Below are 26982 nucleotides of genomic sequence, written 5' to 3'. Positions count from 1 at the left end.
CAGTGGTAAGTGGGGGATGAATGTCGGCTAGGCAATCGCCTAGCATATTTGGTGAATAGGGAAATGCAACTAGACAAACGTACGTTCTTTTGGTAATATGTAATTACCAAAATGAACCAGAAGTGTTCCAATATGATGCACAGAGCAAAACCTTACATATGAGAAGCATCAACGGACAAGCGCTCGTACTTCCGTATGTGTATTTTCCTTATGGACAGGACCGGGTGCAGGAATCCATCGCTGCGCAGCTTTCCTGTCAAAATAAAAAGAAGTATGGTCAGTCAATGGGTTGGTCAATCGAGGACCATGGTACATACTATATCATCAAATGTATCGTAGAAGAGCCAGAACATCCTCATCTCAATCACTCAAAAGTAGACGGTGTCATCGGTATGGACGTCAACTACAATCATATTGCCTTCTCCAACGTGAATGGACAAGGACAATTACTTTCCTCCTCCTGTCTCTATTTCTCCTTAGAAGGAAAACGAAGCGGACAAATTACAAAACTTCTAGAAGCAGAAGCAATTCGTTTGGTGGATATTGCGGTTCAAAGGAATAAGCCGATTGTGTTAGAGGCATTGGATACAACCCTCTCCAAGTCTGCGGGACGTTACCGCAATCGGAAGCAAAACCGAAGGATGAGCATGTTTGCCTATAAAAAGATGCAGGATAGCATTCACAGCCGGGCTGCCAAAATGGGAGTCGCTGTGTTTGAGGTGAATCCTGCCTTCACAAGCCAGATCGGGAAGATGAAGTATATGAAACAAATGCATGTTTCCATCCATCAAGCGGCATCCTATGTCATTGGCAGACGCGGTATGAACCTGAAGGAACAAGTGCCAAAGGTATTGCGGGCCTATACAGAACGTAAGGATGGGGAGCACCACTGGAAGCAATGGAGTGTGTTAACAAGGAGATTCAAAGCACTTCGCCCGCATTTGTTCTATCATGTATCAGACCAATCCGATCCACTATTCAGCAAAGAAATTTGCGCGTATGGCTTGACCCAAGTAGAACGTGACGTTTTGCAGAAGTATGTACCAAAAGTTTGGTTAGAAGAAACAGAAATCTGACCTCGTTTGGAATGGCACAGCCTGTTCTTGTATCACTACCATTTTGCCGCAAAGGCCAGAGGACCCAGCTCCAGAATGGTGGGTGCATTGGTGCAAGAACATCGCAACACGTATAGGGTGAAAAAAGAGCAGCAGCTATCACTACTTGTATGAGACAAGGTCAACCTCGGTGATTTTGTCACGTACAAGAAAGTGTGAGCTCTCCCTATTTGCTCTATGAGAAGCTTGTTGAACGGCTCTGTATTTCGCTTCCTAGGAAGAAAATACAGAATCTCCCACCTCAAGGAGCGTTAGTGAGTAGGTGGGGGTAGTTCAATTGCGTAGCTGGAAATGCTGAAATTCATGCTAAGAAACGACATAATAATTGTAGGAGGATATCCCATGAAAAAAGTAAAATTACTTGTTTTAGATGTAGATGGTGTCCTGACTGATGGGAAGCTTTACTACGGCAGCTCTGGAGAAGAATATAAGTCTTTTCATACACAGGACGGGTTAGGGATTAATCTTGCTCGTCATAGCGGAATAAAGATTGCATTAATTAGCGGCAGAAGCTCCAATGCTGTTAAGAAGCGAGCAGAAGAATTGAAAATAGATGTTTTTTATCAAGGTATTCATGACAAGGTGCAGGTATTAAATGAAATTATGGCTGACTTCAATATAAATTTGGAGAATGTATGCTATATGGGAGATGATTTGAATGATCTTCCTATCCTTCAAATCGTCGGATACCCCGCAGCGCCGCAAAACGCAGTACCTTTGGTTAAGGAGAGTGCTCGCTTCATTTCAAAAGCAAATGGAGGAGAAGGCGCAGTGAGAGAGCTCATTGATCATATTTTAACTGAAGGATATGATTATAAATCCTTGTTACATCATTACTTTAATGGAAGGATTACCTTTACTCAATAATACTGTTCCAAGGAAAAGATAATGTTTTTTACAAAACTTGCACTGTCGTTGCCTCATAGCCGCAAAACACTTGCATTCTGCTTGTGTTTTGCGGTTTTTTTCATTGCATAGCACACGTATTCTATGTCTGCGAAAGCGAGTGGGATTATCTGTTCCAACAAAAAGACCTCCACTCTTGATAAGTGAAGACAGCTGGACGAATTCATTTTTTCATGTATGTTTTGATTCTAACATTTAAAAGCAAACTCCTACTTTGGATGAGACGAGCTTAGTCGAGAAAGGGTCTCCTTATCACAAATAACAAAAAGTTGTGCGTTATCAGGAATTTGTTCATCTAATTTTTGGTTTATATGGAGGTCACCGTGATCCGCTACTAGTGTAGCTCCTTTGTTAAGAAGATCCAGGAAAGCCTCACGATATGTTCTCCATTCAGCTTGTCTAGGAACTTCATACATCCCTTCCCTACACTGCCTGCTCATGAGCTCTGAATACATGCGGGTAACTCCATGGAAAAACAAAGAGCTTACTGCTGCATGGGAAATCATTTCTTGTGTAGGGATAAATTCGTCCACCTTTACGTGCTTGAATAAATCGATATGCTTTTGATTGATTACCTCGGCAGTGACATGAATTGATAGATCCATTTTTTTCTTCGATCGAGGTCATCGCAGTGGCGATTAATAATGTTTTTCCATCGACAAGCAACGGGTCTTTGGTAGCATAGCTATCCTGTGTAGTTTGATCTGCGAAAATGATAACGCCTTTTGCCTTAGGGAAATTGGCGCGGAGTAAGGTTTCTTGATCGGTGGCGTCCCCTCGAACATAAAATAGACGCTCCTCTATTATAGGAGCTTTCTCTATATTATCGATGATCACAATATCAGTTGTTTTATCAGAGTTTAAAATTTCTTGGATAGCTAATTTAGATTTATCACTCCATCCAATCAAAATGATATGGTTTTTACCTGTATATTTCATATTTCCACCAACCTTAAGTTTTTCGATAAGATATACAGATTCAATGATTTTTCCAATAATAGAACTAACAAGTGCAATACCAGTGATGTAAAGAAGGATTGTAAATAATTTTCCAAGATGAGTAACCGGGGCATAATCACCAAAACCAACTGTAGCAAGCGTTGTAAAGACCCAGTAAACAGCGGTTAAATACGATTTGAATGTTTGCGGCTCTAGCCAGAGAGCAATATACGCAGCAACTAATATGTATAAGATGACAAAAAGCAAAAAGATTTTGTTCCTTGACTTCACTAGATAATATAATAATTTCTTCATTGTAATCCCCATCATAGCTCCCCCTAACTTCTAAATCAGCGATTATATTTATACTTCCCAATTTTTTTAGTTGAGTATAACTATTAAAGGAAAAACAGCTGCATTGTAACAGCTGTTTTGGCGTTAGTAGACATTTTAAAAATATATTTATTCAGTGCCTGATGTTATTTTTGTGTAATAAGCAAGTATAACAATAATTACAGGAGGAAGTGCTGCCAATCTAAACCACCCCTCTGCACTTCCGAAATACAAAGATAGGGCTGGCAATAAAAGCGCAATGCCGCTCGCTAATAATGCCTTCCACGATTTTTTCCATACACCCCAAAACAGTAAAAATAATGAAGCTCCAATCAAGACCCAATAAAGAATAGCTACCAAGAAGAAATCCATATTTGTTCTCCCCTTTGTCCAACTTTCTGTATCTATCTATAAATTATATGTTTATATTCACTATATGCTCCGTCCGCTCAATAGGAAATTAACAAATAACATGCTCATGCTCAAATAACAAGAGGATCGTAAACTTAGGTGATTGTCCTATCTCTCACTAGTCCTATGCGACATAGTATATAGAACAAAGCTAGTACGTTTTTTAATATCACAAACGTGCCGCTAATCAAAATAGGAGGATCACTATGAAACTTACAAAAGAAAATATTTTTAAACGTCTTCGCAACTGGAAAGCATGGGTTGCGCTATTTGCGTTAATTGGGATGATTGCAAAGTCCCTTGGCTATGCGGATTTTGAGGGGCAGCTTGGGCAAATTCAGGAGGTTATCTATACGGTAGGTGTTATACTGGGTTTATGGACTGACCATGAAACAGTGCAGGGAGAGGATACTTGATGGGAAAAATAGCTGATTTTTCACATCACAATTCGATTGATTGGAGCAAAGCAAAGGACGAGCTAGATCTTGCTATTATTCGTGTGCAATATGGCTCTTCTTTCATTGATACAAAATATAAACAATTCGTAGCTGGATGCAAAAGCTACAATATACCATTTGGGCATTATGCATATTGCCGCTTTGTGAGTGTAAATGATGCAGTGGTAGAGGCGAAAGATTTTATAGCTCGTGCAGATAAGGCCGCTAAGTTCTTAGTAGCAGATGTAGAGGAAGTGAGAGTAAAAAATCCAACAGATCTTATCCCTGCTACGCAAGCATTCATTGACACTTGCAAGGCTGCCGGCTGGAAGGTCGGCTTATATACAGGACATTTCTTTTATAAAAAGTATGGTATGAGCCAAGTAATAGCTGACTTTTTATGGATTCCTCGTTACTCCTCGATTGATATTGGACAACCTACAGGAGCTAAGCCAGATATGGCATGCGATGTATGGCAATATACAGAAAAAGGAAGGCTCGCTGGTGTAAACGGGAATGTAGACTTAAATTTACTTATTGGAGACAAACCACTCGAATGGTTTACTGGTGCGCCGCTAGGGAGCTAATGGCAGTACCTTATACAAAGCCATTCTTTCCAGCACTGCTTTTTGATAAGCAAAGGCTCTTGAAGAATTTGAGAGTAAAGGTATTCAAGGATGAAGAAGTTGCTCTTAAGGCCATGCAGAGCAAAGCAAATTTATCGTAGAACCAAAGAACCATAGCATGCGGTAAACGAAATAAAGAAATGAAGCCCTTTCCTCAAACGGAAGGGCTTTTTGACACTGTAAGAAAGTATAAATTTCCAGCTAGAAGTGAATTCGGCGTAGTCGGAAATTTTAGCACTACAGTATAAGGGCAACTACGCCTCTGTCTTCGCCCAAGAGCAGGGCTCGCCAGTCGGCGAGTTTTCTTTATTCTACCTCAACCTATGTGCAGAGTGCTCCTTACAATTCATAATGGTTACGAAGTAAATAAGCAATCCATTTACAATGGGGGTGATTGCGAATATTTTCTAGTAACCCTTTCACGATTGCGGGTCCAAAGCTCGGTTCAAGCAGCTGTTGCTTGAGCAGGATTACCGATTCTTTTTCAATACCCTCTTCGATTTCTGCTATTTTTTGCTCCATAATTTCAAGAATTTGCTCCTTTGTTACCTCTTCATTCATCGGTTGCTTACACATTTGGAGCAGCTCTTGTGAAATGAATGGTATCGTTGTATGTCTTGCCAGTACATTTGTTTTTTCCACAAGCGATCGAGCCAATAGCTCCAAATCCAATGGTACGTTATAGAATAAAAATAGATGGGAATAAATACTCATGAAGCCTTTAATACAATACATAATATCATATTTTGTCTGATCGGCCTCTTTACTATATAAACGTTCAATCATCGCTAAGATATTTTTTTCAATCAATCTGTCGTAGTAATGAAATTTGAGGATGAGTTCTTGGTTAAATGATTGTGCTTGCTCTTTAATGAGAATTTTCGCGAAATCAGAATGTTTATAAAAAGAATTAAATGCTGTGTAATAGAACTCATATAAAAGTTTTTGATCATCACTCGTATCTCTGACCACATAGTCAATATCAGCTGTGAGTTGGATCATGAAATGATCGATTAGGGCTAAAATCAATTCATCCTTTGACTTAAAAGATAAATAAAAAGCACCTTTAGAAATACCGCAATACTCAGTTATTTGTTGAACGGATGTGGCTTCGAAGCCTTGCTTTGCAAAAAGCTCTAGCGCCTTTTCCATAATTAATTGTTTTTTAATCATCTTCTCGCTCCCAGGTTATATTGTTGACAAATGACTGATTAGTCATTACTATAAATGAATGATCTAGATAAGTCAATTAAAGGTAGGTGTAGCAGTGAAAGGCTTAGTTAATTTTGTCTTAAGGAATAAACTAGCTGTTTGGTTACTTACAATCATTATCACTGTATCTGGTATTTATTCAGGTACACGCATGAAGATGGAAACAATTCCGGATATTTCAATCCCTTACTTAATTGTGACGGATGTCTATCCAGGAGCAACTCCTAGGAAGGTAATGGAAGATGTGTCCATCCCCTTAGAGAAAGCAGCAGAGAATCTTGAACACGTAAAATCAGTTAATTCAAATTCCTATTCTAACATGGCAAGTATTCAAGTGGAATATGAATACGGCGTAGATATGGATGAAGCAAAACGCGCATTGCAATCTGCGTTAGATGCCGTGGAATTGCCAGAAGGAGCACAAAAGCCGAAAACTACAGCAGTTAGCATGAACATGATGCCGGTTGTTGCCTTAAGTGTAAGCAGTTCAAAAGAGGATATTGTTGAATTAACGTCAACCGTAGAGGAAAGCTTACTTCCAAAAATCGAGAAAATCGATGGTGTTGCGTCTGCGACTATGACAGGTCAGCATGTTGAGGAAGTGGATCTTACTTATAACAAAGCCAAAATGGCTGAGCTTGGCTTAACCGAGGATAAAGTAAAGCAAATGATTCAAGCGAGTGACCTCTCTGTTTCGTTAGGGCTTTACAAATTTAAAGAAGGTGAACAAGCTGTAGCTATCGATGGTAAGTTCATGACGGCTGATGAATTAAAGAATATGCTTATTCCTGTAACACCATCAGCAGCAAATCCATCACCATTTGTGAAGCTAAGTGACATCGCTACAATTGATGTGGTTGGTAAAGTAGAATCGGTTTCACGTACAAATGGTAAAGAAGCCATTGCGATTCAAATTGTCAAAGCTCAGCAGGCTAACACTGTTGATGTTGTAAACAAAGTGAAGAAGCTCGTTAAAGAAGAAAAGGCAAAATATGATGATCTTGTTATCGATGTAACACTTGATCAAGGTGCACCAATTGAAAAATCCGTTTCAACGATGGTGGAAAAAGCAGTATTTGGCGGTTTAATCGCTGTATTAATTATTCTGCTATTCTTACGCGATCTTAAATCAACAATTATTTCCATTATCTCTATTCCAGTTTCCATTTTCATGGCATTTATGCTGTTAAACTGGATGAATATTACGCTAAATATTATGACGCTCGGGGCGGTTACAGTTGCCATTGGTCGTGTAATTGATGACTCCATCGTAGTAGTTGAAAATATTTACCGACGTTTGCATTTAAAAGAAGAGAAATTAACAGGACGAGCACTTGTACGCGAAGCGACAATTGAAATGTTCAAGCCGATTCTCTCATCAACATTAGTAACGGTGGCCGTATTCGCACCGCTTATGTTCGTTGGCGGTATGGTCGGTGAGCTATTCACACCATTCGCGTTAACAATGACGTTTGCACTTGGAGCTTCGTTAATTGTTGCGATTACGATTGTTCCTGCATTGTCTCACTTCTTATTTAAGAAGAAGTTATACGGCGAAAAAGCAGCAAACAGCCATAAAGAGGCTGGTGCATTATCTAATTGGTATAAAGGGGTCCTAGAGAAGGCACTTAACCATAAAATCATTACTTCATTGCTTGCTGTTGTTTTATTAGTCGGCAGTTTGGCATTAACACCATTAATCGGTTTTAGCTTTATGGGAAGCGAAGAAGAAAAAGTGATGTACTTAACGTACACACCAAAAGCAGGTGAGCTGCCGGAGGATACATTAGCTAATATTAAAGTGGTCGAAGAAAAGATGCTAAAACGTGATGATATTGATATCGTTCAATTATCCGTAACGAAAAATGGCGATTCGACGGCGGCCATGATGGGTGGCGGAGCAGGCGGCGGTGCATTGATGTATCTCATCTTTGACCCTGACATGAAAAACTTCCCAGAAGTTCGTGATAAAATTGAAAAGTATGTAAAAAACATAGGACAAACAGGTGAATGGAAGAGCCAAAACTTCTCTTCTACGTCCGCTTCTTCAAATGAGGTTAAGTACACATTTTACAGTGAAGATTTAGATAAACTGAATCAATCTGTAAAAACGGTAGAAAAAGAAATGAAGAAGGTTAAAGGTTTAAAAGATGTTTCCTCTAGCGTAGAAGATGCCTACGTTGAGTATACATTCAAAGTAGCACAAGCTGAATTGCTGAAGTATGGTTTAACAACAGGACAAATCGCCGCGATGTTAAGCCCTGCAAAAACACAAAATGTGTTAACAACGGTTAAGAAAGACGGCGACACATTAAATGTCATTGTACAGCAGGACCAATCTGCACAGCCAAAATCAATTGATGATATGTTAGCAACACAGGTACCGACAGCAACTGGTGCAACAATGCCGCTTTCGGAGCTTGTGAAGGTTGAAAAAGGTACAACGTTAAATACACTTGCACGCAGTAAAGGTGAATACTACGCAACTGTTTCAGGAACAATCATTGGTAATGATGTTTCAAAGGTCACACCGAAGATAGATAAAGCAATCGATAAATTAGACTTGCCTAAAGGTGTTACAGTTGATGTTGCCGGTGTAACGGCAGACATGAAGGAAACATTTACACAGCTTGGTATAGCTATGGCTGCCGCTGTGGCAATCGTGTACTTTATCCTTGTTGTCACATTCCGTGAAGGTGTCGCTCCGTTTGCGATCCTGTTCTCGTTACCATTTGCGGTTATTGGTTCATTTGTCGGCTTATTAATCGGTCGTGAAACAATCTCTGTCTCCGTCATGATGGGTCTATTAATGTTAATTGGTATTGTCGTAACAAATGCCATTGTCCTTGTAGACCGCATTATTCATATGGAGCGTGACGGAATGAGCATGCGTGAAGCAATTCTGGAAGCTGGCGCAACGCGTCTACGTCCAATTCTAATGACAGCAATCGCAACGGTTGGCGCGTTAATCCCATTAGCAGCGGGCTCAGGCGGTGGCGGTTTAATCTCGAAAGGTCTTGGTATTACAGTAATTGGTGGTTTAACAAGTTCGACGTTATTAACATTAATTATTGTACCTATCGTTTATGAAGTTTTATCTAAGCTATTCAAGAAAAACCGTAAAGAAATAGAAGAAAACTAATTGTTCAGCCCTGCAAGGAATGCATCTTGCAGGGCTTTTTCTTGCATTTTAGGAATACAGTGTAAGTGCAGCTACGTCTCTGTCTTCGCCCAGAGGGCAGAGCTTGCCAATCGGTGAGTTTTTCTTTATGAATTTCCCATAAACCTAGGCAGCTTTCATGTTAACAGAGAAAAGGATAATGGGAATGATGCAAGCAAGAATTTAGCAGGAATTCAAAATATCTATATTACGGATATCATAAAGTATATAAAAGCAAAATGTCAGGAGGAGCGTCCGTGCAAATACATGTAGTACAAAAGGGAGATACCTTATGGGCACTTTCAAAGTATTACAATGTTGATATAAAACAAATACTTGCGGTAAATCAACTAGGAAGCTCTGGGAATTTAGTGGTCGGTCAATCACTGGTCATTCCTACGCCTGGTTTAATACAATATACCATTAAAGTGGGCGATACCCTTCCAGCAATCGCCCAGCGATACGGGGTCACGGTGCAAGCTATTTTACAAACAAACAGCCTTACTATCTACTCGCCGATTTATATAGGGCAAACCTTGCTTATTCCTAAAAGGATCCAGACAAAGATTGAGGTAAATGCTTATACTACTAGTATTAGTGATCAAACAGGAAAAGACATCAAAAATGTAGGACGGTATCTTACGTATATTTCTCCATTTACGTATGCTTTTACAGATAACGGAACTATTGTCACAATAAAAGATACATCTATTTTAGCAGCTTCCAAAGCTCAACATGTAGCACCTCTTCTTGTTCTCGCAAATCTTACAGGTGGAAAATTCAGCTCTGATCTTGCAGCAACGATCCTTCGTAAGCCCAACTTACAAAAAACGCTCATTACAAATATAGTTAAAACAATAAAGGCTAAAGGCTACAAGGGTTTAAGCTTTGATTTTGAAAATGTATATCCAGAAGATCGTAAAAACTATGAGGATTTCTTAAAAAAAATGGCAACTGAACTACACAAAGCAGGACTCTTCCTTTCCGCAGCAATGCCGCCCAAACTTAGTGATCAGCAAACGGGATTACTATACGAAGCACAGAACTATGCTTCTCAAGGGAATATCTTAGACTTTGTGACCCTCATGACTTATGAATGGGGCTGGGCTGGCGGGCCGCCATTAGCAATCGCTCCAATTAACGAGGTACAACGGATATTAAATTTTGCGATTACAGTCATTCCGCGTAATAAAATCCTCATGGGGGTCCCTCTATACGGAAGAGACTGGAAAATTCCGTGGGTGAAGGGAACACAAGCAAAGGTAGTTAGTCATCAAGAAGCAATTCGCTTGGCCGCAAAGTACGGCGCCACCATCTATTACCATGAAACCTATCAATCTCCCTACTTTCAATATACTGACGAAACAGGGCAACAACATGAAGTATGGTTTGAGGATGCACGCAGCATACAAGCTAAATTTGATACAGTTAGACAATATGGCCTTCGGGGTATCAGCTATTGGAAGCTAGAAAATCAGTTTGCACAACAGTGGGCAGTTCAGGATGCGAATTTCTTAGTACAGAAATTGGTATAAGGTGCTTACACTATCGAAAAGGATAAACTTCCAGCTAGAAATGATTCGATGCAGTCGGAAATTTTAGGAAGACAATGAAACAAAAGCTCTGTAATTTTGCTACGGGAAATGAATAGAATTCAAGCTTGAAAGCGTAGGGCACTGATTCAGGGAGCATATTTGCTCTCTGCTTTGGTGTCCTCTTTTAGTGTAGAGCAATCCTACACACTCTATCATGCTTCCGGCGCATTAAAATGAGATGAATGCTGGTAGTTTGGAAAACTTGGCCATCTGTCCTATCACGCGTTAGCTGTCTTTTACATAGTATAAGACAAGCCAGTCTATGAGCTTTTTTCATATTGCTGGTAAAACAAGAGAATAGGAGATGGTGTCAATAGTTAAGATTTATATCGATGCAGGTCATGGAGGACAAGATAGCGGAGCGGTAGGAAATGGATTGCAGGAAAAGAATATTGTGCTAGAAATCGCGCGCCAAATGAATCAAATTTTAGTGAAAGAATACGAAAACGTGCAAACAGCTATGACACGCATGGATGATACGTTTGTATCCTTATCAGACCGTGCAAGTCGCGCGAACGCATGGGGAGCGGATGCCTTTATTTCCATTCACTGTAATAGTGGCGGCGGGAAAGGATTTGAGTCTTACCGTTATAGCGGTGCATCTGATTCACGTACAATTGCTTTTCAAAATACAGTACACGATCATGTGATGGGATTTTACAGCCAACATGGCATTGTAGACCGCGGCAAGAAGTCTGCTAACTATGCTGTTCTTCGTGAAACAAACATGATTGCTGTTTTGACAGAAAACTTATTTATGGATAATGTGGAGATTACAAAGTTTAATGATTTGAATTTCCTTATCGGGGCAGCCCGTGCTCACGCAGAGGGAGTAGCAGCATTTTTCGGATTGAAGAAGAAAACCACACAGCCTCAAATCGTATATATTTATACTGGGGGATACGCTGGAAATGCACTTGTAGAAGTGCATGATTACTTGCTCCGTACAGGGGATGGCTTCGATTGCAAGCGCGGGGAAGACGGTTCCATTATCTTCTTAATCGGTCCGTTTGATACGTCGCAACAGAATTTTAAGGACTGCAAAAATTTCTTAGATTCAAAAGGACACTACAACAAACTTCTGTCGCCTGAAGAAGCTGCAGACTGGCGATAAGAAAGGCGGTCACGGTCCGGACGAAGCCCATTCATGGAAGCTTTCCGTGTGTTCTTCGACACAAAAGTCGCTTTTTGCCTTTTGTGTCGAAGATTATTCTGGAGACTGAGGCAAACCGGGGGAGCGAGAAAATATCCCAAAAAGTTATACTTAAAGTGAACTAAGCGAAGCCGCCTTTTAGAGCGGCCTTTTCTTATTTTTTCATAGATTATTGTTTTAGAGGGCATCTACACCTCTGTCTTCGTCCGGGGAAAAGGGCGAAGACAATCAGTGAATCTTCTCTATATTTAGAAAAAGTGTTTGGAAACATTTACACGCTTAATTATTTTTTGATATTGTTGTATCATGATAGAAAGGTATGAAAAGGGAAGTGAGGTAACGAGATGAACATTGAAGAATTTAGGGATAGTGCAGAGATGTTAAAAGTAGTAGCTCATCCTACCCGCCTTGCACTTATAAAAGTTATGATTGAAAAAGGACCATTAAATGTAACTTCTCTTTATGAAGAATTTGGCATGCCTCAAAGTACAATTAGCCAGCATCTAGCAAAATTAAAGGCTGTTAATGTCGTATCAGGAACGCGTAAAGGCTTGGAGATTTACTACGAGATAAAGGACGCGCGAGTAGCAGTCATTCTCAATGCGTTAGCTGGTGCTTAAGGCATCATTACCAGCTATTTCTCAAGAAAGATTTACATGTTAATATAGGCCAAAAGCGAAAGCATGAGGGCGTTGATTCAGAAAGGATAGTTGCTTTTTGTTTCAGTGTCCTCTTTTGGTTTAGAAAGGGATGGAAGAAACAAGCTGCTGTAAACAACAACATTAAGCCTCGATCGTTTTCTTAGTCTTCTTATAGCAGTAATCGATACATTCATAAAAGGAGAGGAATAGCGAGATAACCGTTATATACGTCGGGAATGAGTAAATCAGTTTCCAGCCATGGTAGGTAAATACACCTAATTTTATGTTGATGTATTCAAAAAACACCGCAAATATAGCCCAGACTACAATATAAAAGACAATTTGAACGCCTCTTGGAAGAAGAATATCATAAAAATAGACGCATAAATAACCAAAAGGAAGATAAACTCCATCTAACAGTAAATCAAATACTTCATATTTCTCCGAATCATTTAAACGATAAAAGTCATAAGGTGAGATAGCAGCGATGCTGTGATCAAGAACCTTAGGGATTGCTACACTTAATAATAGGATAAGAATAGTCATCGATGCAGGGAATCTTTTAGGTAATTTAAATAAAATACTACTCAAAAGGAGGATAATGATTATAAACCATTCATTTTCATCGAAGTGTTTTGGAAAAATAAACATGGATTAAATGAGCCCCTCTTTACATAATGTTTTTCGATACCACTGCCATAAAAGGTATGACATAGATACGATAAAAGACCACTTGATAAGTGAATAAGAAAAATTCCAATTTTTTTCAATAATGGTATCTAACAAAATAAAACAAAATTCAACTGAAGCTATTATAAGTATGGCTAATAAAAGGAGAGCGTACTTTTTTACTTTATGATGAATAAGCATTGAAATATCAAAGAACCAAATAACGAGTAAAGGATAAAGGATAAGCAGGCCAAGAGTCTCGGTCCAAAAGTTTCCTAAATCCGTTGAAAGCTTTAACCATTTAAGATTGACAAAAACCATCCAAGCGATGCTGTGAGTAATTAACCAAGAGATCATCCAAAGGAAAAAAATCTCAAATATATGCATTCGTTTCGAAGTAACACAAAAAGAAATCATAAGTAGTAAGGTTATGGCTATAAAAATTGGGAAGACCATTTCGTTCACCCTATTTCAATGTTTTCATAGGTACATCAAAGACATTCCATAAAACAATCATCCAAATCATTGAAAGGCCCCAAGCTAAAAGCGGGTTTTTATGATGAAGCCGCAGCATGGAAAACATTACAGCATCAAATGCTAATGACCACCACATATTCCATCCGTGATAATGATGTAGCAAGTCAAAGTGAAGATCGATACATTCGATCGTAGCATAAAGAAGGATCCAGAAAGCCTGCCACAACAGCCTCTTCCACCAAATATGCGGGTATTTCCCGAGATATATTAAGATTGTAGCTGGATATACAATCGCCATAACCATGAGGTTAATGACGAGATGTCCAAAGAAAATGTGTTCTCCAATTACGGTTTCCTGATACTCCCACATACGATGAGTGTACAGGACAGCATTCTTTAAGAGGTCGCCGCCAATAAAGAACAGGATTGTTGGATAGTAAGCTCTCCAGTTCCGCCAATCCCCCCATTTTATTGCTGCAGCCAAAAATAACATAGTGTATATAAAGTGCATCTACTATCTACCTGCCCTTTACTTGAATAACTTAATTATGCCAAATAAGGAAGGTTATTAATCATAGAACTTGGGCGGTTATCCTGTAACTTATTAGCCTTGTCTTGCATAGTATAGGACAAGCTAGTACATTTCTTTCGTTAATGTACAGCTAATAAAAACAGGGGGACTGCCATGAAACTTACAAAAGAAAATATGTTCAAACGTCTTCGCAACTGGAAAATATGGGTTGCGCTATTTGCGTTGGTTGGGATGATTGCGAAATCTCTTGGTTATGCGGAGTTTGAGAGACAACTTGGGCAGCTTCAGGATATTGTATATATATTAGGTATCATGTTAGGAGTATGGACTGATCATGAAACAACGAGAGGAGATGCTGCATAATGGGAAAAATAGCTGATTTCTCACACCATAATTCAGTTGATTGGAGCAAGGCAAAGGATGAGCTAGATCTTGCCATTATTCGCGTACAGTACGGATCTACCACAATTGATACAAAATATAAGGAGTTTGTAGCTGGCTGCAAGACATATAATATTCCTTTTGGACACTATGCATATTGCCGATTCGTGAGCATCAATGATGCGATTGTAGAAGCGAAGGATTTTATATCTCGTGCAGATAAAGCTGCAAAATTTTTAGTAGCGGATGTCGAAGAAATGACAACAAGGAATCCAGCAGACCTTATCCCTGCTACACAAGCCTTCATTGATACCTGCAAGGCCGCAGGTTGGAAGGTTGGATTATATACAGGTCATTCCTTTTACCAACAATACGGAATGAATCGAGTAAGAGCCGATTTTTTATGGATTCCTCGTTTTGCTGCAAATGATATTGGACAACCTACAGGACTTAAGCCTGACATGCCTTGTGATCTTTGGCAATATACTGCAAAGGGAAGGCTTGCTGGGGTAAGTGGAGATGTAGACCTAAATATGCTAGTCGGAAATAAAACTCTTGCATGGTTTATCGGAACTAGCGGCAAGCCAACTGGAGAGAGTCGTTATATCTATACAGGCGGCTTCGCTGGCGCTGCACTTGGCGAAGTGCATAATTATCTGTTTACAACCGGGCATCATTTTGATGTGAAACGCGGCCCTGACGGATCTCTCATTTTCCTGATTGGTCCCTTCGATACAGGCATGGAGAATTATGCAGATTGCAAAGCATTTTTAGATAGTCATGGCCATTACAACAAACTGCTAACACCGGAGGAAGCTGCAGACTGGAGATAAAAGAAAGAAGCCTTCTCGCAGAGGCTTCTTGTCTAATTTAGAACTTGAGTTGAATGAATTTATCAACATATTTTCAACAAATAGGGTTTAATTTTATGCAATCCCTCTATGATAGATACTATTAGTACATAATCTATCATAGGAGGATTTATTTTGATTAACGATTTACTTCAGGAAGCAAAAGAATTTATTAGTTCTTGTTATCAGGAATTGAATAAAACGGAACAGGAACAAGAGGCTAGATTGAATGAAATTAATAACCAGATACTCAGCCAAGGCTTTTATGAACACACAACTGCAGAACTAGAATATGGTGCCAAAGTAGCTTGGCGTAATAGCAACCGTTGTATCGGAAGGTTATTTTGGGATCATTTAAATGTTATTGATAAGAGGCACTTACACTCAGAAGAGGAAATGATTGAAGCTTTATTTGAGCACATCGAATCTGCAACTAATCAAGGTCGTATACGACCGACAATAACAATTTTTTCACAGAAAACGCCTAATAAAACGGTGCGTATCTGGAATCACCAATTAGTTCGTTATGCAGGCTATCAAACGGAACAAGGTGTTTTAGGAGATCCTCACTCCTTAGCCTTTACCGAGACATGTATAAAGTTAGGCTGGGAACCGAAGTATGGAAAATTTGATGTCTTACCGTTAGTCATTCAAATAAATGAGAATCCTCCAAAATTGGTCGAGATTCCAGAAAAACTTCTGCTTGAGGTTTCCATTCGTCATCCTCATTATACATGGTTTGAAGATTTAAACTTGAAATGGTATGCAGTACCGATGATTTCGGATATGATTCTAGAAATTGGCGGCATTACATATACAGCGGCCCCCTTCAATGGCTGGTATATGGGCACTGAGATAGGAGCAAGAAACCTAGCAGATGAATTGCGATATAATCTGCTTCCCCAAATAGGAAATTTAATGGAATTGGATATGAAAACTAATACATCCTTGTGGAAGGATAGAGCACTCTTAGAACTGAATACAGCCGTTTTGCATTCTTTTAAGGAAGATGGTGTTAGTATCGTCGACCATCACACGGCAGCTCAACAATTTAAAAAATTTGAAGAGAAAGAAATAGAAAATAAAAGGGCCGTTTCAGGTGATTGGACTTGGCTCATCCCACCCTTATCACCAGCTACAACCCATATTTTTCATAAGCCCTATCATAATAAAATTATAAAACCCAACTATTTTTATCAGCCTAAACCTTATTAACTTTTGAATACCTGCTACAAAAATGTTGGTTTTTATCATGTAACTTACTGTTTCAAAGCCCTGATTTTGCAGAAGCAAAGAATCCTTGTGAAGGTGAATTGTAGGACTGTCTAAAGTTACAGTGCTTGCTGTTCAAGAAAGTAGTGGTAACAACTGAAATGTTTGAAGAATTGTTCTGGGAGATAAACTGTGCTGTTAGTCCTGTTATGGTGAACCATACGACAAATGATAAATACACATGGGATATTACTTCTGCCGCAAAACCTTCGGGACATTTCGAATCCCTTATTTCTCCCCTATACAGCATGTGTCTTTTCGAAAGGTTTTTCATAGTATATAACATCTTCTCTACATCGTCTGAGAAAGGGGTTATATTTTGGAAAGGACAAAGCTTACCGGGAGAATCGTTACACCTGACGATCGTGAATATGAGCTGGCAAGAATCAATAATGACTTAAGCAGCCCAAAGTTCCCAAGGATCATTGTATTTTGTCAGGAGATCGAGGATGTATTAAATGCATTGAAATGGGCAAGGGAAAATCATGTCCCATTTCGGGTAAGGAGCGGCCGGCATAGCTATGAAAATTTTTCATTAGTAAATGATGGTCTTGTAATTGATATCAGTGAAATGTACAAAATCAAAGTCGATCTTGAAACAATGACTGCCAAAATAGAAGCTGGCGCTAATTTGGGGCAGGTATATAATATATTATGGGAATACGGGACGACTATCCCTGCAGGAACCGAAAGCAGCGTTGGGCTTGCAGGCCTTACGCTCGGCGGGGGAATCGGTATGTTAACTCGATTGTTTGGACTGACTTGTGACAATCTGCTTGAAATTGAAATGGTAAGAGCGTGTGGAGATAGAGATGCTAAGCTGATTAAAGCCAACAAACATCTCAATAGTGATCTATTTTGGGCTTGCCGCGGAGGCGGAGGCGGAAACTTTGGCGTTGTTACATCCTTTACATTCAGGATTCATCCTATCTCGACGGTATCCATCTTCTCCATTACATGGGAGTGGGAGGATTTCGAAGCTGCCTTTGATGCATGGCAGCATTGGGCACCTGAAACGGAAGCACTCCTTACTTCAGAAATTGAACTAAAATCAAAGGAAGCAAACCAAATTATCGCTCAAGGTGAATTTGTTGGAACGTCATCAAGATTAGAACAGCTTCTATGGCCTTTAACGACAACCGGTTCGCCAACAAGTATATTGATAAGGGAAGTCCCATACATTGAAGCTGTGCGATTCTTTGATGATCCGAGTGGAAACATACCAGCCCCCCGCAAGCGATCAGGCTCTTTTGTGAATAAACCTTTTCCAATGAAAGCGATCTTAACAATGAAGGACTTTTTAGCAAACGCTCCAAATGAAAAGTCTGGCATTTGGCACCAATCTCTTGGAGGAGTGGCAGGCCGGATCGCTCCAAATGAAACAGCTTTCTATTACCGAGATGCCATTATCGCCCAGGAATACCTCGCTACATGGAACGAACCTTCAGAGGAACGGCAAAATGTCCGCTGGATAGAAGCATTAAGGGATGCTTTGTCGCCATATACAACGGGTGATTACGTGAATTGGCCAGATCAGTGCATTAGAGATTGGCCAACAGCGTACTATGGAGAAAATTTTCATAGACTTCGAGAAGTGAAAACTGAATATGATCCATTTAATGTGTTTAAATTCCCTCAAAGTATCCCGCCTTTTAATAGATGGTTTTGGTTTTAATGATCCATAAAGCCTCTCTGTAACTTATCGACAGAGAGGCTTTATTATGCCCTATGCTAGGGCGTGGTATTAAAAAAGCCCTCCCATGATGCCAGAACATTTCTGGTTCACCAACCGAAATATCAGCGTGCGGAGGAGTTTTGATGTCAAAAGACACTGATATAGGTTTGTAACAAAGGTTAAGGAACTGTAAATCTTTTTTTGAAAGGTCTCCTCCTTATATAGAAAACAATATGCTACCATTGAGTTAGGGGGATGATAACGTGAAGTATTTCAAGAAATGGAAGAAGATTTATTACGGAGTTCTCCTTGCCCACAACGAGTTGATCCTACAAGGGTGTTTGGATGATAATTTGAGGAAGAAAATTCAAAATAAGATCATTTATTATCATAAAAAGTTCCAAGCCATCGGTGACTAAATATGGGAGGAGCGCTTTTTTCACACTTTCAGCAAGTATACATTTCTAGCAGAAAGACACTTCGACATAGCGAGAAATTTTAGGAATAAAGTATAAGGCAACTACGCCTCTGTCTTCTTCCAAGGGCAGAGCTCTCCAATCGGTGACAGCGTTCTAAAGCTGAACAGAGTACAGCTTTAGTGGAAGTGGATCACTTAACAATTTACTACATTTCTCTGCCTAGGCTATGAAACTTAAAGGTAAAGAGGAGGGAATCTATATGGTTAATAGATTTTGGCTGCTAATGACCATACTGTGGTGTGTGGCGATTTATTTGTTTACTGCTACACCATCATTTACTAGTAAAAATACTAAAGATGTAGTTCAAGAGACTGTTCAGACTTCGTATCATGCACCTCATAAAGATACGAATGATACGAAGTTCTATCTAACAACAGATGATCTGAATCAGATTATGAGAAAATCAGCACATGTTGTGTTATTTGGGATGTTAGCTTGCTTAACCTGGAACACACTTCGTTTTAAGAAAAATCGATACATCCTGTCATGGCTTTTTGTAGCTGTGTATGCAGCTTCAGATGAATGGCATCAATCTTTTGTTCCAGGCCGTGGTGCGGCTGTGCATGATGTGGTATTGGATTCGACTGCAGCCTTCGTGCTTCTTTCGATTATATTCTTATGGCAGTCAAAGAGGGGGACAAGGCCCCAGAGTATCACAGCTTAAAAGAAGGAGTCCGATTATTATCGGGCTCTTTTTCTTTTACACTGTAGGAAAGCATAAATTTCCAGCTAGAAGGTTACTCGACGGAATCGGAAGCAGTGTAAGTGCAACTACGCCTCTGTCTTCACCAATCTGCTAGTTTTGAAAGAAATTTACAGGAAAGACACACCGTGTTCACAGAAGGTAGTTAGTATAGAATTACAGTTTTGGATAAAGAAGAACGAAAGGGTGATCAAAGTGCCAACCATGTACTTGAAACCGGTGTGGACTCCACTAAAATGGTTTGGTATATCCGTTTTTAAGGATCAGGAAGACGGAAGGTACTATTACAAGAAGCGGGGAGGGACCCTGAAGCGTATAGGAAAAGCCTCCTAGAGTGAAGTTTTATCAAAAAATAGGCGAGAACACCCCTTCCTCAATCATGTGAAGGGAAATTGAAGCAGGGATACTCTTTCAGTAAAATCTGCTAGACGAACTATAAGCAAGGACAAAAGCCGTTTCTTTTCATGAAATCAAAAACAAAAAGGAACGGATTTTTCCGTCCTTTATTTGTTAGGGGTCACCCATTTTGTAATTCCGAAAAAATCCCCTTCACCGTAATTTCCATTCATGACAACATCAATGTCGTGAAAGTATTCGTGAAGTTCCCGAAGTTTTTGCATATCGTTTACTTCAGATAGTTCGCCCGCTAGTTTGCGAATGTCCTCTAAATCCTGTTCCAAGTCCGCATTCCCTTTATCATTCAATGCGTCGATAGGCTTCCACGATAGAGACGATAAAGAGCGAAAAACTATTAGCGAATACGATGTACGCCAGCTAAAAAGTGGATAAAAGCCGAGTAGCTTACGATAAGAGAGCGAGACAATGAAGAAGAATTTTCACGAATTAAGAGTAGCAGTTAAGGTGATAAATGCGAAGATAAAGGACGGCTACACAATCACGCACCAAGAGCTGCAAACGCTAATGGATCATGCGGGAATGATGCAGACAATCGAAAGCCGAGTAATGTACGTACTAGGCGAGCGGGATTTAGAGATTGAAGAAGAATAGAACGGAAAAAGCGGCGCAGGTGTAGAGCTTGTGTTTCTCTTTATCATTTTCCGACAGAAGACCCCCACTTCAAGCACGTGATGGGCATAGCCCAGTGGTAAGTGGAGGATGAATGTCGGCTAGGCGATTCACCTAGCATGTTTGAATAGGAAAACCCCACTAGACAAACGTATGTTCCTTTGATAATATATAATTACCAAAATGAACCAGAAGGGAGGAGGAAGGAATGAAGAAGTGTTATTTTTCCAATCGAATCTATAAACACACGATCCCCCACGATTTGAATCGGGAACTCTTTCATTCTCTCCGTCTCTATAACGGAGCCATGCGCACGGCTTATGCTTGGCAGACAAAACATCTACGCACGGGGAACAAATCGTATGAAGGCAGTCTTCATCTTGCGATTAAGAAACAATTTCAAATGGACGACTATTATGCGAATAGTGCAGTCCAACAAGCAAACGCCCTTCGTACATCGCAAAAAGAACTACAAGCATTGTATGTCAAACAGGTAGACAGTGTCATGCAATCGATTCAAAAGAAATTAAAAAATGAACGCGGCAAGCTGACGGCATTGCGAAACATGAAGCAAACGATTGTGGATAGAAAACCGAAATTGCATAAGAGAATGGGGTATCGGGTGCATCAAACAGCTTCCGGTGCGGTATATGCGCTTCATCGTAAGAACGAGACACAGGTTTGGTTCTCCCTCTACCTGTTTGAACATCGGCATATAGATAAAGAACTCAAACGTCTCAAGGCAAGAATCGGACAACTCCGGCACCGTCTCCTTCGGCAGGAGCAGAAAAAGGAGAAACTAAGACGAGAGATTCCTTCGGCTTTGTTCGGCTCTCGTTCCTTCTTTCGTAAGCAATATACAATGTGTAAGGATCAAAAGAGTCATGTGGCGTGGAGACATGCATTCCGTTACAAAAGAAACGCCAGGATGACGCTCTCTGGACGGAAGGATGCGAAGTATGGGAACTTTGTGTTCCAATATGATGAACAAAGCCAAACCTTACACGTCAAAAGTATTACGGGACAAGCGCTTGTACTTCCCTATGTGTATTTTCCTTATGGGCAAGATCAGGTGCAAGAATCTATCGCCACGCAGATTTCCTGTCAGAACAAAAAGAAGGATGGCCAGTCAATGGGTTGGTCCATCGAAGACCATGGTACGTACTACATCATCAAATGCATGATAGAAGAACCAGAACATCCTCATATCAATTATTCAAAAGCAGACGGTGTCATTGGTGTAGATCTCAACTACAATCATATTGCTTTCTCCCATGTGAATGGACAAGGACAATTACTTTCCTCCTCTTGTCTCTATTTCTCCTTAGAAGGAAAACGAAGCGGACAAATGACAAAAATCCTAGAAGCAGAAGCGATTCGTTTGGTGGATATCGCGGTTCAAAGAAATAAACCGATTGTTTTAGAAGTATTAGATACAACTCTATCAAAGTCTGCCGGCCGTTACCGCAATCGGAAGCAAAACCGAAGAATGAGCCTGTTTGCCTATAAAAAGATGCAGGGTAGCATTCACAGCCGAGCTGCTAAAATGGGAGTCGCTGTGTTTGAGGTGAATCCTGCCTTCACAAGCCAGATTGGGAAGATGAAGTATATGAAACAGATGCATATTTCCATCCATCAAGCAGCTTCTTATGTCATTGGCAGACGCGGCATGAACCTGAAGGAACAGGTGCCAAAGGTGCTGCAAGCTTATACAGAATATAAGGATGGGAAGCATCACTGGAAACAATGGAGTGTGTTGACAAAAGCATTCAAAGCGCTTCGTCCGCACGTATTCTATCATGTATCGGGCCAATCTTATCCATTATTCAACAAAGAGATTTGTAATTATGGGCTGACACAAGCAGAACGTGATGTTTTGCAGAAGTATGTACCAAAAGTTTGGTTAGAAGAAAGGGAAGCCTGACTTCGTTTGGAATGGCATCATCTGTTCTTGCATCACCATCATTTTGCCGCAAAAGCCAGAAGGATTGAGCTCCAGAATGGTGGGTGCATTGGTGCAAGAACATCGCAACACGTATAGGGTGAAAAAAGAGAAGCAACTATCAACTACTTGTGTGAGACAAGGTCGCCTTGGTGGCTTTGTCACGTACAAGGAAGTGTGAGCTCTCCCTATTTGCCCTATGAGAAGCCTGTTGAACGGCTCTGTATTTCGCTTCCTAGGAAGAAAATACAGAATCCCCCACCTCAAGGAGCATTAGCGAGTAGGTGGAGGTAGTTCAATTGACCATGCTATAAGAACCTCCTTTATTTTATTAATAAAAGACTTGCTTCAGTTAAAAATGTGCTATAGCCTAAACACCTTGTCCAATCTTTTTAATATTCCTTTTCATATTCTATTAATATGAAAGGGGGATTTGATAATGTATAACAATAATTCATGGGGCTCTCAAAATAGTGCCTCTTCAGGTTCTAGCAGCAGATGTAATAAATGTGCATGTAATGTTTTGAGAAATTTAGATCGCGGAACAGAAGTAGACGTTTTTTTATCAGGCGGAAGAGTACTGGAAGATGTTATCTTCCAGAACTTCAACAACAATACTTGTTGCGCTAGATTTAGAGACGAAGAGGAAGAACCAGGTACTATTATTTTTGTAGATTGCCGAGACATTCAAGCTCTCCGTATCGAGTAATACCACCAAGGGGTTCCTTTGCTTTTGGAAGGAGCCCCTTAATATTTTTCCTTAAACTACGTCCTTAATTACATAGATTTGCGTAAGGATTCGCAGCGCTTCTAATATGCGAATATCGCTTTTTGTTAAGCAAGGACAAAGGCCGTTTCTTTTCATGAAATCAAAAACGAAAAGGAACGGATTTTTCCATCCTTTAATCGTTGGCGTCGCCCCATTCCGTTATTCCGTAAAATGCCCCGTCACCGTCAGCATTGTTCATTACAACGTCAAGGTCGTGGAAATATCGGTGAAGTTTCCGAAGGTCGCCTTTGTCTTCGTTGGTTTTAAGATTTTCCGCCAATTTCCGAATGTCTTTGAAATCCGCTACCAAATCGGCGTCCCCGTTGTAATTCATTTGATTTAGTTCTAAAACAATATCTTTTGCTCTTTCATGAACGGCTTTCCAATCGGGCGAATCAATAGCACCCCAACCCGTCAAGTCATTCAACGAACTATGATTCGAAGAAACAAAGCCCGTTGGCATATCCGCTTCGATCGTTGGTGTTGACTTTGTTTGAGTCGGAGTGTCTTTATATGCTCCTTCTTGCGTTGTTGCTTCTGCCACCGTGTCCTTGCTATTTGATAAAGTCGTTATCCCGTAAAAACTTCCAAGGATTACGACCCCAATACAAATCCAAAATATTGTCCAAAATGTTTTAGTTTTCATAATGGTCATAAGCGCTTCCCCCTAATGCAAGTTTCCAAGTTGTGTACATATTTCCATTATAAATAGTAATTTGAATATTTTGAAACAATATTACTTGTAATCAGATATAAAGCGGTATACAAGCTTACATAAGCATACGCTGATTGATAGCAGGAGTTAATTCGCTTGACAATAACGCATGTACAACGGAACAGGGGGGCGCATATCTAGCGGTATGCAGAAAGAACTACGGGAACCTAGCGTTATACAGCAGTAGCTAGCGACAGCATGTAGGGTCGTAAAGAATACGAGAGTTAAGCATGCTCTTCTTTCTTTTGGTCTACGAATCTGTGCAAGGATCAATACGAAGTGTAATCGAAAGACAATACGAAGAAGCTACAAAGCTAGCGAAGAGAATAAATGGAGAAGCGGTCCTTCTTTCTCTTATCATGAATGAAACGAAGCAAGCGGCGAATGAGGATCGATCATAAAGAGTAGCTAGATACATGAGCGTTATTGGATTGTTAAAAGTTGAGATTCCCAAACAAGGGCAGTCGGACGGCCACATTATTACTTTAACTCAGGGCGTACCCATTAACGGCTCAAGGGATGAAAGCGACACAAGCTCGACAGTAAACCTACGGCTCATATCTTCTATTTCCGCCAAACCGTTACGATAGACGAAAAGAATCCGATACCATTTTGCTTTGTAAATAACAATATCTCCACATTTCAAACAAAGCCCTCCCGATATTTTTAATCTGTTAACTAATTTTAGCATCTAAATGTAAAGATTTCGTAAGAATTATGTAAAAAAGCGCACCGCATAGCGCTATAAGAAAAGAGAGAAAGCACCTATATTATAAGGAGTGCTGCCTTGATTTATTCGCATCGGCTCATAGATCATTACTATTTGCTGCGCCGAGTATTAGCGATTAAATTTAGGGAATGTAAATACACGAAGCCGTTAGGCAAGTGTCGGGCTTGCCCGCTAGTACAAGCGTCAATTTGAAAAGACATGTTATTTCCTGTGTAGAAGAACGAAAGGAACACAGATAACAGAAGCCAGGATATACAAAAAATTGCTGTATCCCTTGCAGCTCTGCGGGTGAAGGAGAGGGGGATTTTACGAAAATCTATAAGGGCACAGCGACAAAGTTATTTAAACGCCTAACAGATAGCGAAGCAGGCGTAATCTTTCGATGCCTATCGTATATCCATTACAAAGTATACGTGCTTGTAGAAAATCCGCATGAAGAGAATTTAACAGATTTTCTGAAAAGAAGTCCCCTTCCTCAAGGAATGCGAAGGGCGTAGCCCAAATGAGTAGGTGGGGGATGAATTTTCAGTAGGCGTAAGCCTATTTTTTTCTCTTCTTTGTAGTTGGTTATTGAAGACCGAACACATGTTTGTTATAATAGGATTACCAAGACATGGAAGGTGGTGTTGAAAATGGCAACTAGGGAAGATGGAACCCATATAAAAGGAACAAAAAAATCCTTACCAGATGGTTGGATCACTTCTGGTTTTCGTTTTTCTATTGTTCCTACTGAAGAACAAGCGATACGCCTAGAACGAGCATTTGGGTGTGAGAGAAAGGTTTACAATATATATATAGCTGGTTTGTATGAACATTTGGAAGGGATTGGATTTGCAGGTGGTTTTATTCGTTATAAAGTTCCTTCTTATACAACAATTACTGCCCAGTATGATTATTTAGATACAAGCAATGATTCTTTTGTCTACAATGATGCAAAAATGAGGTTTCAAGCAGCGATTCAGAAATACAATGAGGAATATGCAAAAAAGCCTATGCAGTATAAAAAGTTTGTACGTAAAAAAGTGAAAACCATGGGTTATATTCCTACTTTTCGAGACATCAAAGGTGTACCTAAATTCCATAGTAAAAAGCAAGGTAAGTTAAGCTACACGACAAACCAAACAAACGGAAATATAAAAATAAGACAAGAAAACGGAGAATGTTTCTTATGTATTCCAAAATTCAAAGAAGGAATTTCTATGATTCTACATCGAGATGTTCCAGCTGATGGTGTCATTAAAAAGGCGACGGTAAAACGTGAGGGAACTCGATATATGGTCTCCTTGTCCATCGATTATCCGTTCAAGGTACCTCAACCTCAAGGGGATCTATCTCCTGATGATGTAATAGGTTTAGATTATAGTCAGGAACACCTCTATGTAGATAGCAATGGTCACATTGCCGGTTATACAAGATACCATAAGATCATTGAAAAGCGTCAACGGCGTATGAATCAATCCTTTGCTCGTAAGAAGAACCATGCGAAAACAGATGAAAACGGTAATATCCTATATAGTAAGAATTATCAAAAACAAGTACGTAAATACCAAAAGGTTATGGCAAAGGTAAAAAATAAAAGAAGAGATACTCTCCACAAGATGACGAATCAGATAACCAATGATTATCAGGCTGTTGTGGTAGAAGATATCGATTTACGAAACCTGGCACAATGCTTACGTTTAGGGAAAAAGTTACATGACAACGGATTTGGGCTGTTCCGTACGATGCTAAAATATAAATGTGAAAGAAAAGGAAAATATTACATTATTGCTGACAAGTATTTTGCATCTAGTAAAATCTGTAATTGTTGTGGCCATAAGAAAGATAAACTTACATTATCCGAAAGGATATACAGATGTACCGAATGTGGTACAAAAACTGATAGAGATTATAATGCAGCACTTAACCTCAAGCAATACGGTACTCATGTTTTGAAAGAAATGGGCGTGTTGTCTGCATAATGTGTATCAGTTTCCAAATAGCGGTAGGGACGCCGCAAATTTAAGGCTATGGACATGAACCGTTAGGTTTGTGAGTGAAGTAGCAATAAAAGAGAAAGATGTTGTTTGTCTTTCGAAGCCCCCACTTCAAGACGCGCAGCGGATAAGTGGTGGGTAGTTCACCGCAAGTAAACGCAATACGTGGGGAAAGGGCTAGTAAACGTTCTAGGGATCGAGCCGAATACGTTCAATAACTATACGTCCAAGCTACCACAGCGTGAAGGGATCTAGGG

General features: G+C 39.9%; 26 protein-coding genes. 18 read left to right on the top strand and 8 right to left on the bottom strand.

What is annotated here, in order from left to right:
- Nucleotides 1-158: 158 nt before the first annotated feature.
- Both AAHB12_RS03955 and AAHB12_RS03950 read left to right on the top strand, forming a co-directional pair.
- Nucleotides 159-1076, top strand: a complete 918-nt coding sequence (locus AAHB12_RS03955) for an IS200/IS605 family accessory protein TnpB-related protein (RefSeq protein ID WP_342044375.1) — start codon at nucleotides 159-161, stop codon at nucleotides 1074-1076.
- A gap of 381 nt (nucleotides 1077-1457) precedes the next feature.
- Nucleotides 1458-1982 carry a KdsC family phosphatase gene (locus AAHB12_RS03950; protein WP_342044374.1) on the top strand — a complete coding sequence of 175 codons (525 nt, stop codon included), beginning with the start codon at nucleotides 1458-1460 and terminating at the stop codon, nucleotides 1980-1982.
- Nucleotides 1983-2444: 462 nt separating this feature from the next.
- Here AAHB12_RS03950 and AAHB12_RS03945 read toward each other — a convergent pair whose 3' ends face one another.
- Both AAHB12_RS03945 and AAHB12_RS03940 read right to left on the bottom strand, forming a co-directional pair.
- The gene (locus tag AAHB12_RS03945) at nucleotides 2445-3290 is read right to left on the bottom strand and encodes an ion channel (protein ID WP_342044373.1); all 846 of its coding nucleotides are present in this window, start codon (nucleotides 3288-3290) and stop codon (nucleotides 2445-2447) included.
- A gap of 132 nt (nucleotides 3291-3422) precedes the next feature.
- The gene (locus tag AAHB12_RS03940; protein ID WP_342044372.1) at nucleotides 3423-3665 is read right to left on the bottom strand and encodes a hypothetical protein; all 243 of its coding nucleotides are present in this window, start codon (nucleotides 3663-3665) and stop codon (nucleotides 3423-3425) included.
- A 245-nt stretch (nucleotides 3666-3910) separates the two neighbouring features.
- On the opposite strand from AAHB12_RS03940, the gene AAHB12_RS03935 reads away from it, so the two are divergent.
- Together AAHB12_RS03935 and AAHB12_RS03930 are read left to right on the top strand one after the other, a co-directional pair.
- Nucleotides 3911-4120 (top strand): hypothetical protein, encoded by a 210-nt coding sequence (locus tag AAHB12_RS03935; protein WP_342044371.1) that lies wholly within the window; start codon nucleotides 3911-3913, stop codon nucleotides 4118-4120.
- Entirely contained in the window at nucleotides 4120-4728 is a 609-nt protein-coding gene (locus AAHB12_RS03930) for a GH25 family lysozyme (protein WP_129728735.1), read from the top strand. The genes AAHB12_RS03935 and AAHB12_RS03930 overlap by 1 nt, the downstream gene beginning before the upstream one ends.
- A gap of 378 nt (nucleotides 4729-5106) precedes the next feature.
- Here the strand turns inward: AAHB12_RS03930 and AAHB12_RS03925 are convergent, their stop codons facing one another.
- Complete coding sequence (locus tag AAHB12_RS03925; protein ID WP_342044370.1) at nucleotides 5107-5940, bottom strand: TetR/AcrR family transcriptional regulator; 834 nt, start codon at nucleotides 5938-5940, stop codon at nucleotides 5107-5109.
- A 94-nt stretch (nucleotides 5941-6034) separates the two neighbouring features.
- Here AAHB12_RS03925 and AAHB12_RS03920 point away from each other — a divergent pair, with 94 nt between their 5' ends.
- The 4 genes from AAHB12_RS03920 to AAHB12_RS03905 all read left to right on the top strand — a co-directional run bounded on the left by AAHB12_RS03920 (nucleotide 6035) and on the right by AAHB12_RS03905 (nucleotide 12507).
- The gene (locus AAHB12_RS03920; RefSeq protein ID WP_342044369.1) at nucleotides 6035-9121 is read left to right on the top strand and encodes an efflux RND transporter permease subunit; all 3087 of its coding nucleotides are present in this window, start codon (nucleotides 6035-6037) and stop codon (nucleotides 9119-9121) included.
- Nucleotides 9122-9396: 275 nt separating this feature from the next.
- Nucleotides 9397-10674 (top strand): glycosyl hydrolase family 18 protein, encoded by a 1278-nt coding sequence (locus tag AAHB12_RS03915; RefSeq protein ID WP_342044368.1) that lies wholly within the window; start codon nucleotides 9397-9399, stop codon nucleotides 10672-10674.
- A gap of 364 nt (nucleotides 10675-11038) precedes the next feature.
- Nucleotides 11039-11848: an N-acetylmuramoyl-L-alanine amidase family protein gene (locus AAHB12_RS03910; RefSeq protein WP_342044367.1), complete on the top strand. Its 810-nt coding sequence runs from the start codon at nucleotides 11039-11041 to the stop codon at nucleotides 11846-11848.
- A 383-nt stretch (nucleotides 11849-12231) separates the two neighbouring features.
- Entirely contained in the window at nucleotides 12232-12507 is a 276-nt protein-coding gene (locus AAHB12_RS03905) for an ArsR/SmtB family transcription factor (protein WP_342044366.1), read from the top strand.
- Nucleotides 12508-12669: 162 nt separating this feature from the next.
- Here the strand turns inward: AAHB12_RS03905 and AAHB12_RS03900 are convergent, their stop codons facing one another.
- Both AAHB12_RS03900 and AAHB12_RS03895 read right to left on the bottom strand, forming a co-directional pair.
- On the bottom strand, nucleotides 12670-13179 hold the full coding sequence (locus tag AAHB12_RS03900) for a hypothetical protein (protein WP_342044365.1): 510 nt from the start codon (nucleotides 13177-13179) through the stop codon (nucleotides 12670-12672).
- A gap of 484 nt (nucleotides 13180-13663) precedes the next feature.
- Nucleotides 13664-14185 carry a CBO0543 family protein gene (locus tag AAHB12_RS03895; RefSeq protein ID WP_342044364.1) on the bottom strand — a complete coding sequence of 174 codons (522 nt, stop codon included), beginning with the start codon at nucleotides 14183-14185 and terminating at the stop codon, nucleotides 13664-13666.
- A 174-nt stretch (nucleotides 14186-14359) separates the two neighbouring features.
- Between AAHB12_RS03895 and AAHB12_RS03890 the strand changes: the two genes are divergently transcribed.
- The 5 genes from AAHB12_RS03890 (at nucleotide 14360) to AAHB12_RS03870 (ending at nucleotide 19528) form a co-directional block, all read left to right on the top strand.
- Nucleotides 14360-14569, top strand: coding sequence for a hypothetical protein (locus AAHB12_RS03890; RefSeq protein ID WP_129728727.1), 210 nt, complete (start codon nucleotides 14360-14362; stop codon nucleotides 14567-14569).
- Nucleotides 14569-15420 (top strand): GH25 family lysozyme, encoded by an 852-nt coding sequence (locus AAHB12_RS03885; protein WP_342044363.1) that lies wholly within the window; start codon nucleotides 14569-14571, stop codon nucleotides 15418-15420. The genes AAHB12_RS03890 and AAHB12_RS03885 overlap by 1 nt, the downstream gene beginning before the upstream one ends.
- A gap of 153 nt (nucleotides 15421-15573) precedes the next feature.
- On the top strand, nucleotides 15574-16653 hold the full coding sequence (locus AAHB12_RS03880) for a nitric oxide synthase oxygenase (RefSeq protein ID WP_342044362.1): 1080 nt from the start codon (nucleotides 15574-15576) through the stop codon (nucleotides 16651-16653).
- A 376-nt stretch (nucleotides 16654-17029) separates the two neighbouring features.
- Nucleotides 17030-18385: an FAD-binding oxidoreductase gene (locus AAHB12_RS03875; RefSeq protein ID WP_342044361.1), complete on the top strand. Its 1356-nt coding sequence runs from the start codon at nucleotides 17030-17032 to the stop codon at nucleotides 18383-18385.
- Between the two features lie 678 nt (nucleotides 18386-19063).
- A complete protein-coding gene (locus AAHB12_RS03870; RefSeq protein WP_342044360.1) occupies nucleotides 19064-19528 on the top strand; it encodes a VanZ family protein in 465 nt (154 codons plus the stop codon).
- 542 nt (nucleotides 19529-20070) lie between these two features.
- On the opposite strand, the gene AAHB12_RS03865 is transcribed toward AAHB12_RS03870, so the two are convergent.
- The gene (locus AAHB12_RS03865; protein WP_342044359.1) at nucleotides 20071-20247 is read right to left on the bottom strand and encodes a hypothetical protein; all 177 of its coding nucleotides are present in this window, start codon (nucleotides 20245-20247) and stop codon (nucleotides 20071-20073) included.
- Nucleotides 20248-20389: 142 nt separating this feature from the next.
- Between AAHB12_RS03865 and AAHB12_RS03860 the strand changes: the two genes are divergently transcribed.
- From AAHB12_RS03860 to AAHB12_RS03850, 3 genes are all read left to right on the top strand, one after another.
- Entirely contained in the window at nucleotides 20390-20575 is a 186-nt protein-coding gene (locus AAHB12_RS03860) for a hypothetical protein (protein WP_342044358.1), read from the top strand.
- Between the two features lie 226 nt (nucleotides 20576-20801).
- The gene (locus AAHB12_RS03855) at nucleotides 20802-22517 is read left to right on the top strand and encodes an IS200/IS605 family accessory protein TnpB-related protein (RefSeq protein WP_342044357.1); all 1716 of its coding nucleotides are present in this window, start codon (nucleotides 20802-20804) and stop codon (nucleotides 22515-22517) included.
- Nucleotides 22518-22974: 457 nt separating this feature from the next.
- Nucleotides 22975-23244: a hydrolase gene (locus tag AAHB12_RS03850; protein ID WP_342044356.1), complete on the top strand. Its 270-nt coding sequence runs from the start codon at nucleotides 22975-22977 to the stop codon at nucleotides 23242-23244.
- A 193-nt stretch (nucleotides 23245-23437) separates the two neighbouring features.
- Here the strand turns inward: AAHB12_RS03850 and AAHB12_RS03845 are convergent, their stop codons facing one another.
- Entirely contained in the window at nucleotides 23438-23959 is a 522-nt protein-coding gene (locus tag AAHB12_RS03845; RefSeq protein WP_342044355.1) for a hypothetical protein, read from the bottom strand.
- A gap of 290 nt (nucleotides 23960-24249) precedes the next feature.
- Here AAHB12_RS03845 and AAHB12_RS03840 point away from each other — a divergent pair, with 290 nt between their 5' ends.
- Nucleotides 24250-24420 carry a hypothetical protein gene (locus AAHB12_RS03840; protein ID WP_342044354.1) on the top strand — a complete coding sequence of 57 codons (171 nt, stop codon included), beginning with the start codon at nucleotides 24250-24252 and terminating at the stop codon, nucleotides 24418-24420.
- A gap of 89 nt (nucleotides 24421-24509) precedes the next feature.
- Here the strand turns inward: AAHB12_RS03840 and AAHB12_RS03835 are convergent, their stop codons facing one another.
- On the bottom strand, nucleotides 24510-24665 hold the full coding sequence (locus tag AAHB12_RS03835) for a hypothetical protein (RefSeq protein ID WP_342044353.1): 156 nt from the start codon (nucleotides 24663-24665) through the stop codon (nucleotides 24510-24512).
- Between the two features lie 716 nt (nucleotides 24666-25381).
- Here AAHB12_RS03835 and AAHB12_RS03830 point away from each other — a divergent pair.
- Nucleotides 25382-26710 carry an RNA-guided endonuclease InsQ/TnpB family protein gene (locus AAHB12_RS03830; protein WP_342044352.1) on the top strand — a complete coding sequence of 443 codons (1329 nt, stop codon included), beginning with the start codon at nucleotides 25382-25384 and terminating at the stop codon, nucleotides 26708-26710.
- Nucleotides 26711-26982 lie beyond the last annotated feature (272 nt).

The sequence above is a fragment of the Bacillus sp. OTU530 genome (genome assembly GCF_038440375.1).
This window is presented reverse-complemented; position numbering and strand designations above follow the sequence as displayed.

Coding starts and splice junctions, on each gene's coding strand:
- AAHB12_RS03955 (WP_342044375.1), top strand. CDS start 159: ATGAGAAGCATCAACGGACAAGCGCTCGTACTTCCGTATGTGTATTTT.
- AAHB12_RS03950 (WP_342044374.1), top strand. CDS start 1,458: ATGAAAAAAGTAAAATTACTTGTTTTAGATGTAGATGGTGTCCTGACT.
- AAHB12_RS03945 (WP_342044373.1), bottom strand. CDS start 3,290: ATGATGGGGATTACAATGAAGAAATTATTATATTATCTAGTGAAGTCA.
- AAHB12_RS03940 (WP_342044372.1), bottom strand. CDS start 3,665: ATGGATTTCTTCTTGGTAGCTATTCTTTATTGGGTCTTGATTGGAGCT.
- AAHB12_RS03935 (WP_342044371.1), top strand. CDS start 3,911: ATGAAACTTACAAAAGAAAATATTTTTAAACGTCTTCGCAACTGGAAA.
- AAHB12_RS03930 (WP_129728735.1), top strand. CDS start 4,120: ATGGGAAAAATAGCTGATTTTTCACATCACAATTCGATTGATTGGAGC.
- AAHB12_RS03925 (WP_342044370.1), bottom strand. CDS start 5,940: ATGATTAAAAAACAATTAATTATGGAAAAGGCGCTAGAGCTTTTTGCA.
- AAHB12_RS03910 (WP_342044367.1), top strand. CDS start 11,039: ATGGTGTCAATAGTTAAGATTTATATCGATGCAGGTCATGGAGGACAA.
- AAHB12_RS03905 (WP_342044366.1), top strand. CDS start 12,232: ATGAACATTGAAGAATTTAGGGATAGTGCAGAGATGTTAAAAGTAGTA.
- AAHB12_RS03900 (WP_342044365.1), bottom strand. CDS start 13,179: ATGTTTATTTTTCCAAAACACTTCGATGAAAATGAATGGTTTATAATC.
- AAHB12_RS03895 (WP_342044364.1), bottom strand. CDS start 14,185: ATGCACTTTATATACACTATGTTATTTTTGGCTGCAGCAATAAAATGG.
- AAHB12_RS03890 (WP_129728727.1), top strand. CDS start 14,360: ATGAAACTTACAAAAGAAAATATGTTCAAACGTCTTCGCAACTGGAAA.
- AAHB12_RS03885 (WP_342044363.1), top strand. CDS start 14,569: ATGGGAAAAATAGCTGATTTCTCACACCATAATTCAGTTGATTGGAGC.
- AAHB12_RS03870 (WP_342044360.1), top strand. CDS start 19,064: ATGGTTAATAGATTTTGGCTGCTAATGACCATACTGTGGTGTGTGGCG.
- AAHB12_RS03860 (WP_342044358.1), top strand. CDS start 20,390: ATGAAGAAGAATTTTCACGAATTAAGAGTAGCAGTTAAGGTGATAAAT.
- AAHB12_RS03855 (WP_342044357.1), top strand. CDS start 20,802: ATGAAGAAGTGTTATTTTTCCAATCGAATCTATAAACACACGATCCCC.
- AAHB12_RS03850 (WP_342044356.1), top strand. CDS start 22,975: ATGTATAACAATAATTCATGGGGCTCTCAAAATAGTGCCTCTTCAGGT.
- AAHB12_RS03845 (WP_342044355.1), bottom strand. CDS start 23,959: ATGACCATTATGAAAACTAAAACATTTTGGACAATATTTTGGATTTGT.
- AAHB12_RS03840 (WP_342044354.1), top strand. CDS start 24,250: ATGCTCTTCTTTCTTTTGGTCTACGAATCTGTGCAAGGATCAATACGA.
- AAHB12_RS03830 (WP_342044352.1), top strand. CDS start 25,382: ATGGCAACTAGGGAAGATGGAACCCATATAAAAGGAACAAAAAAATCC.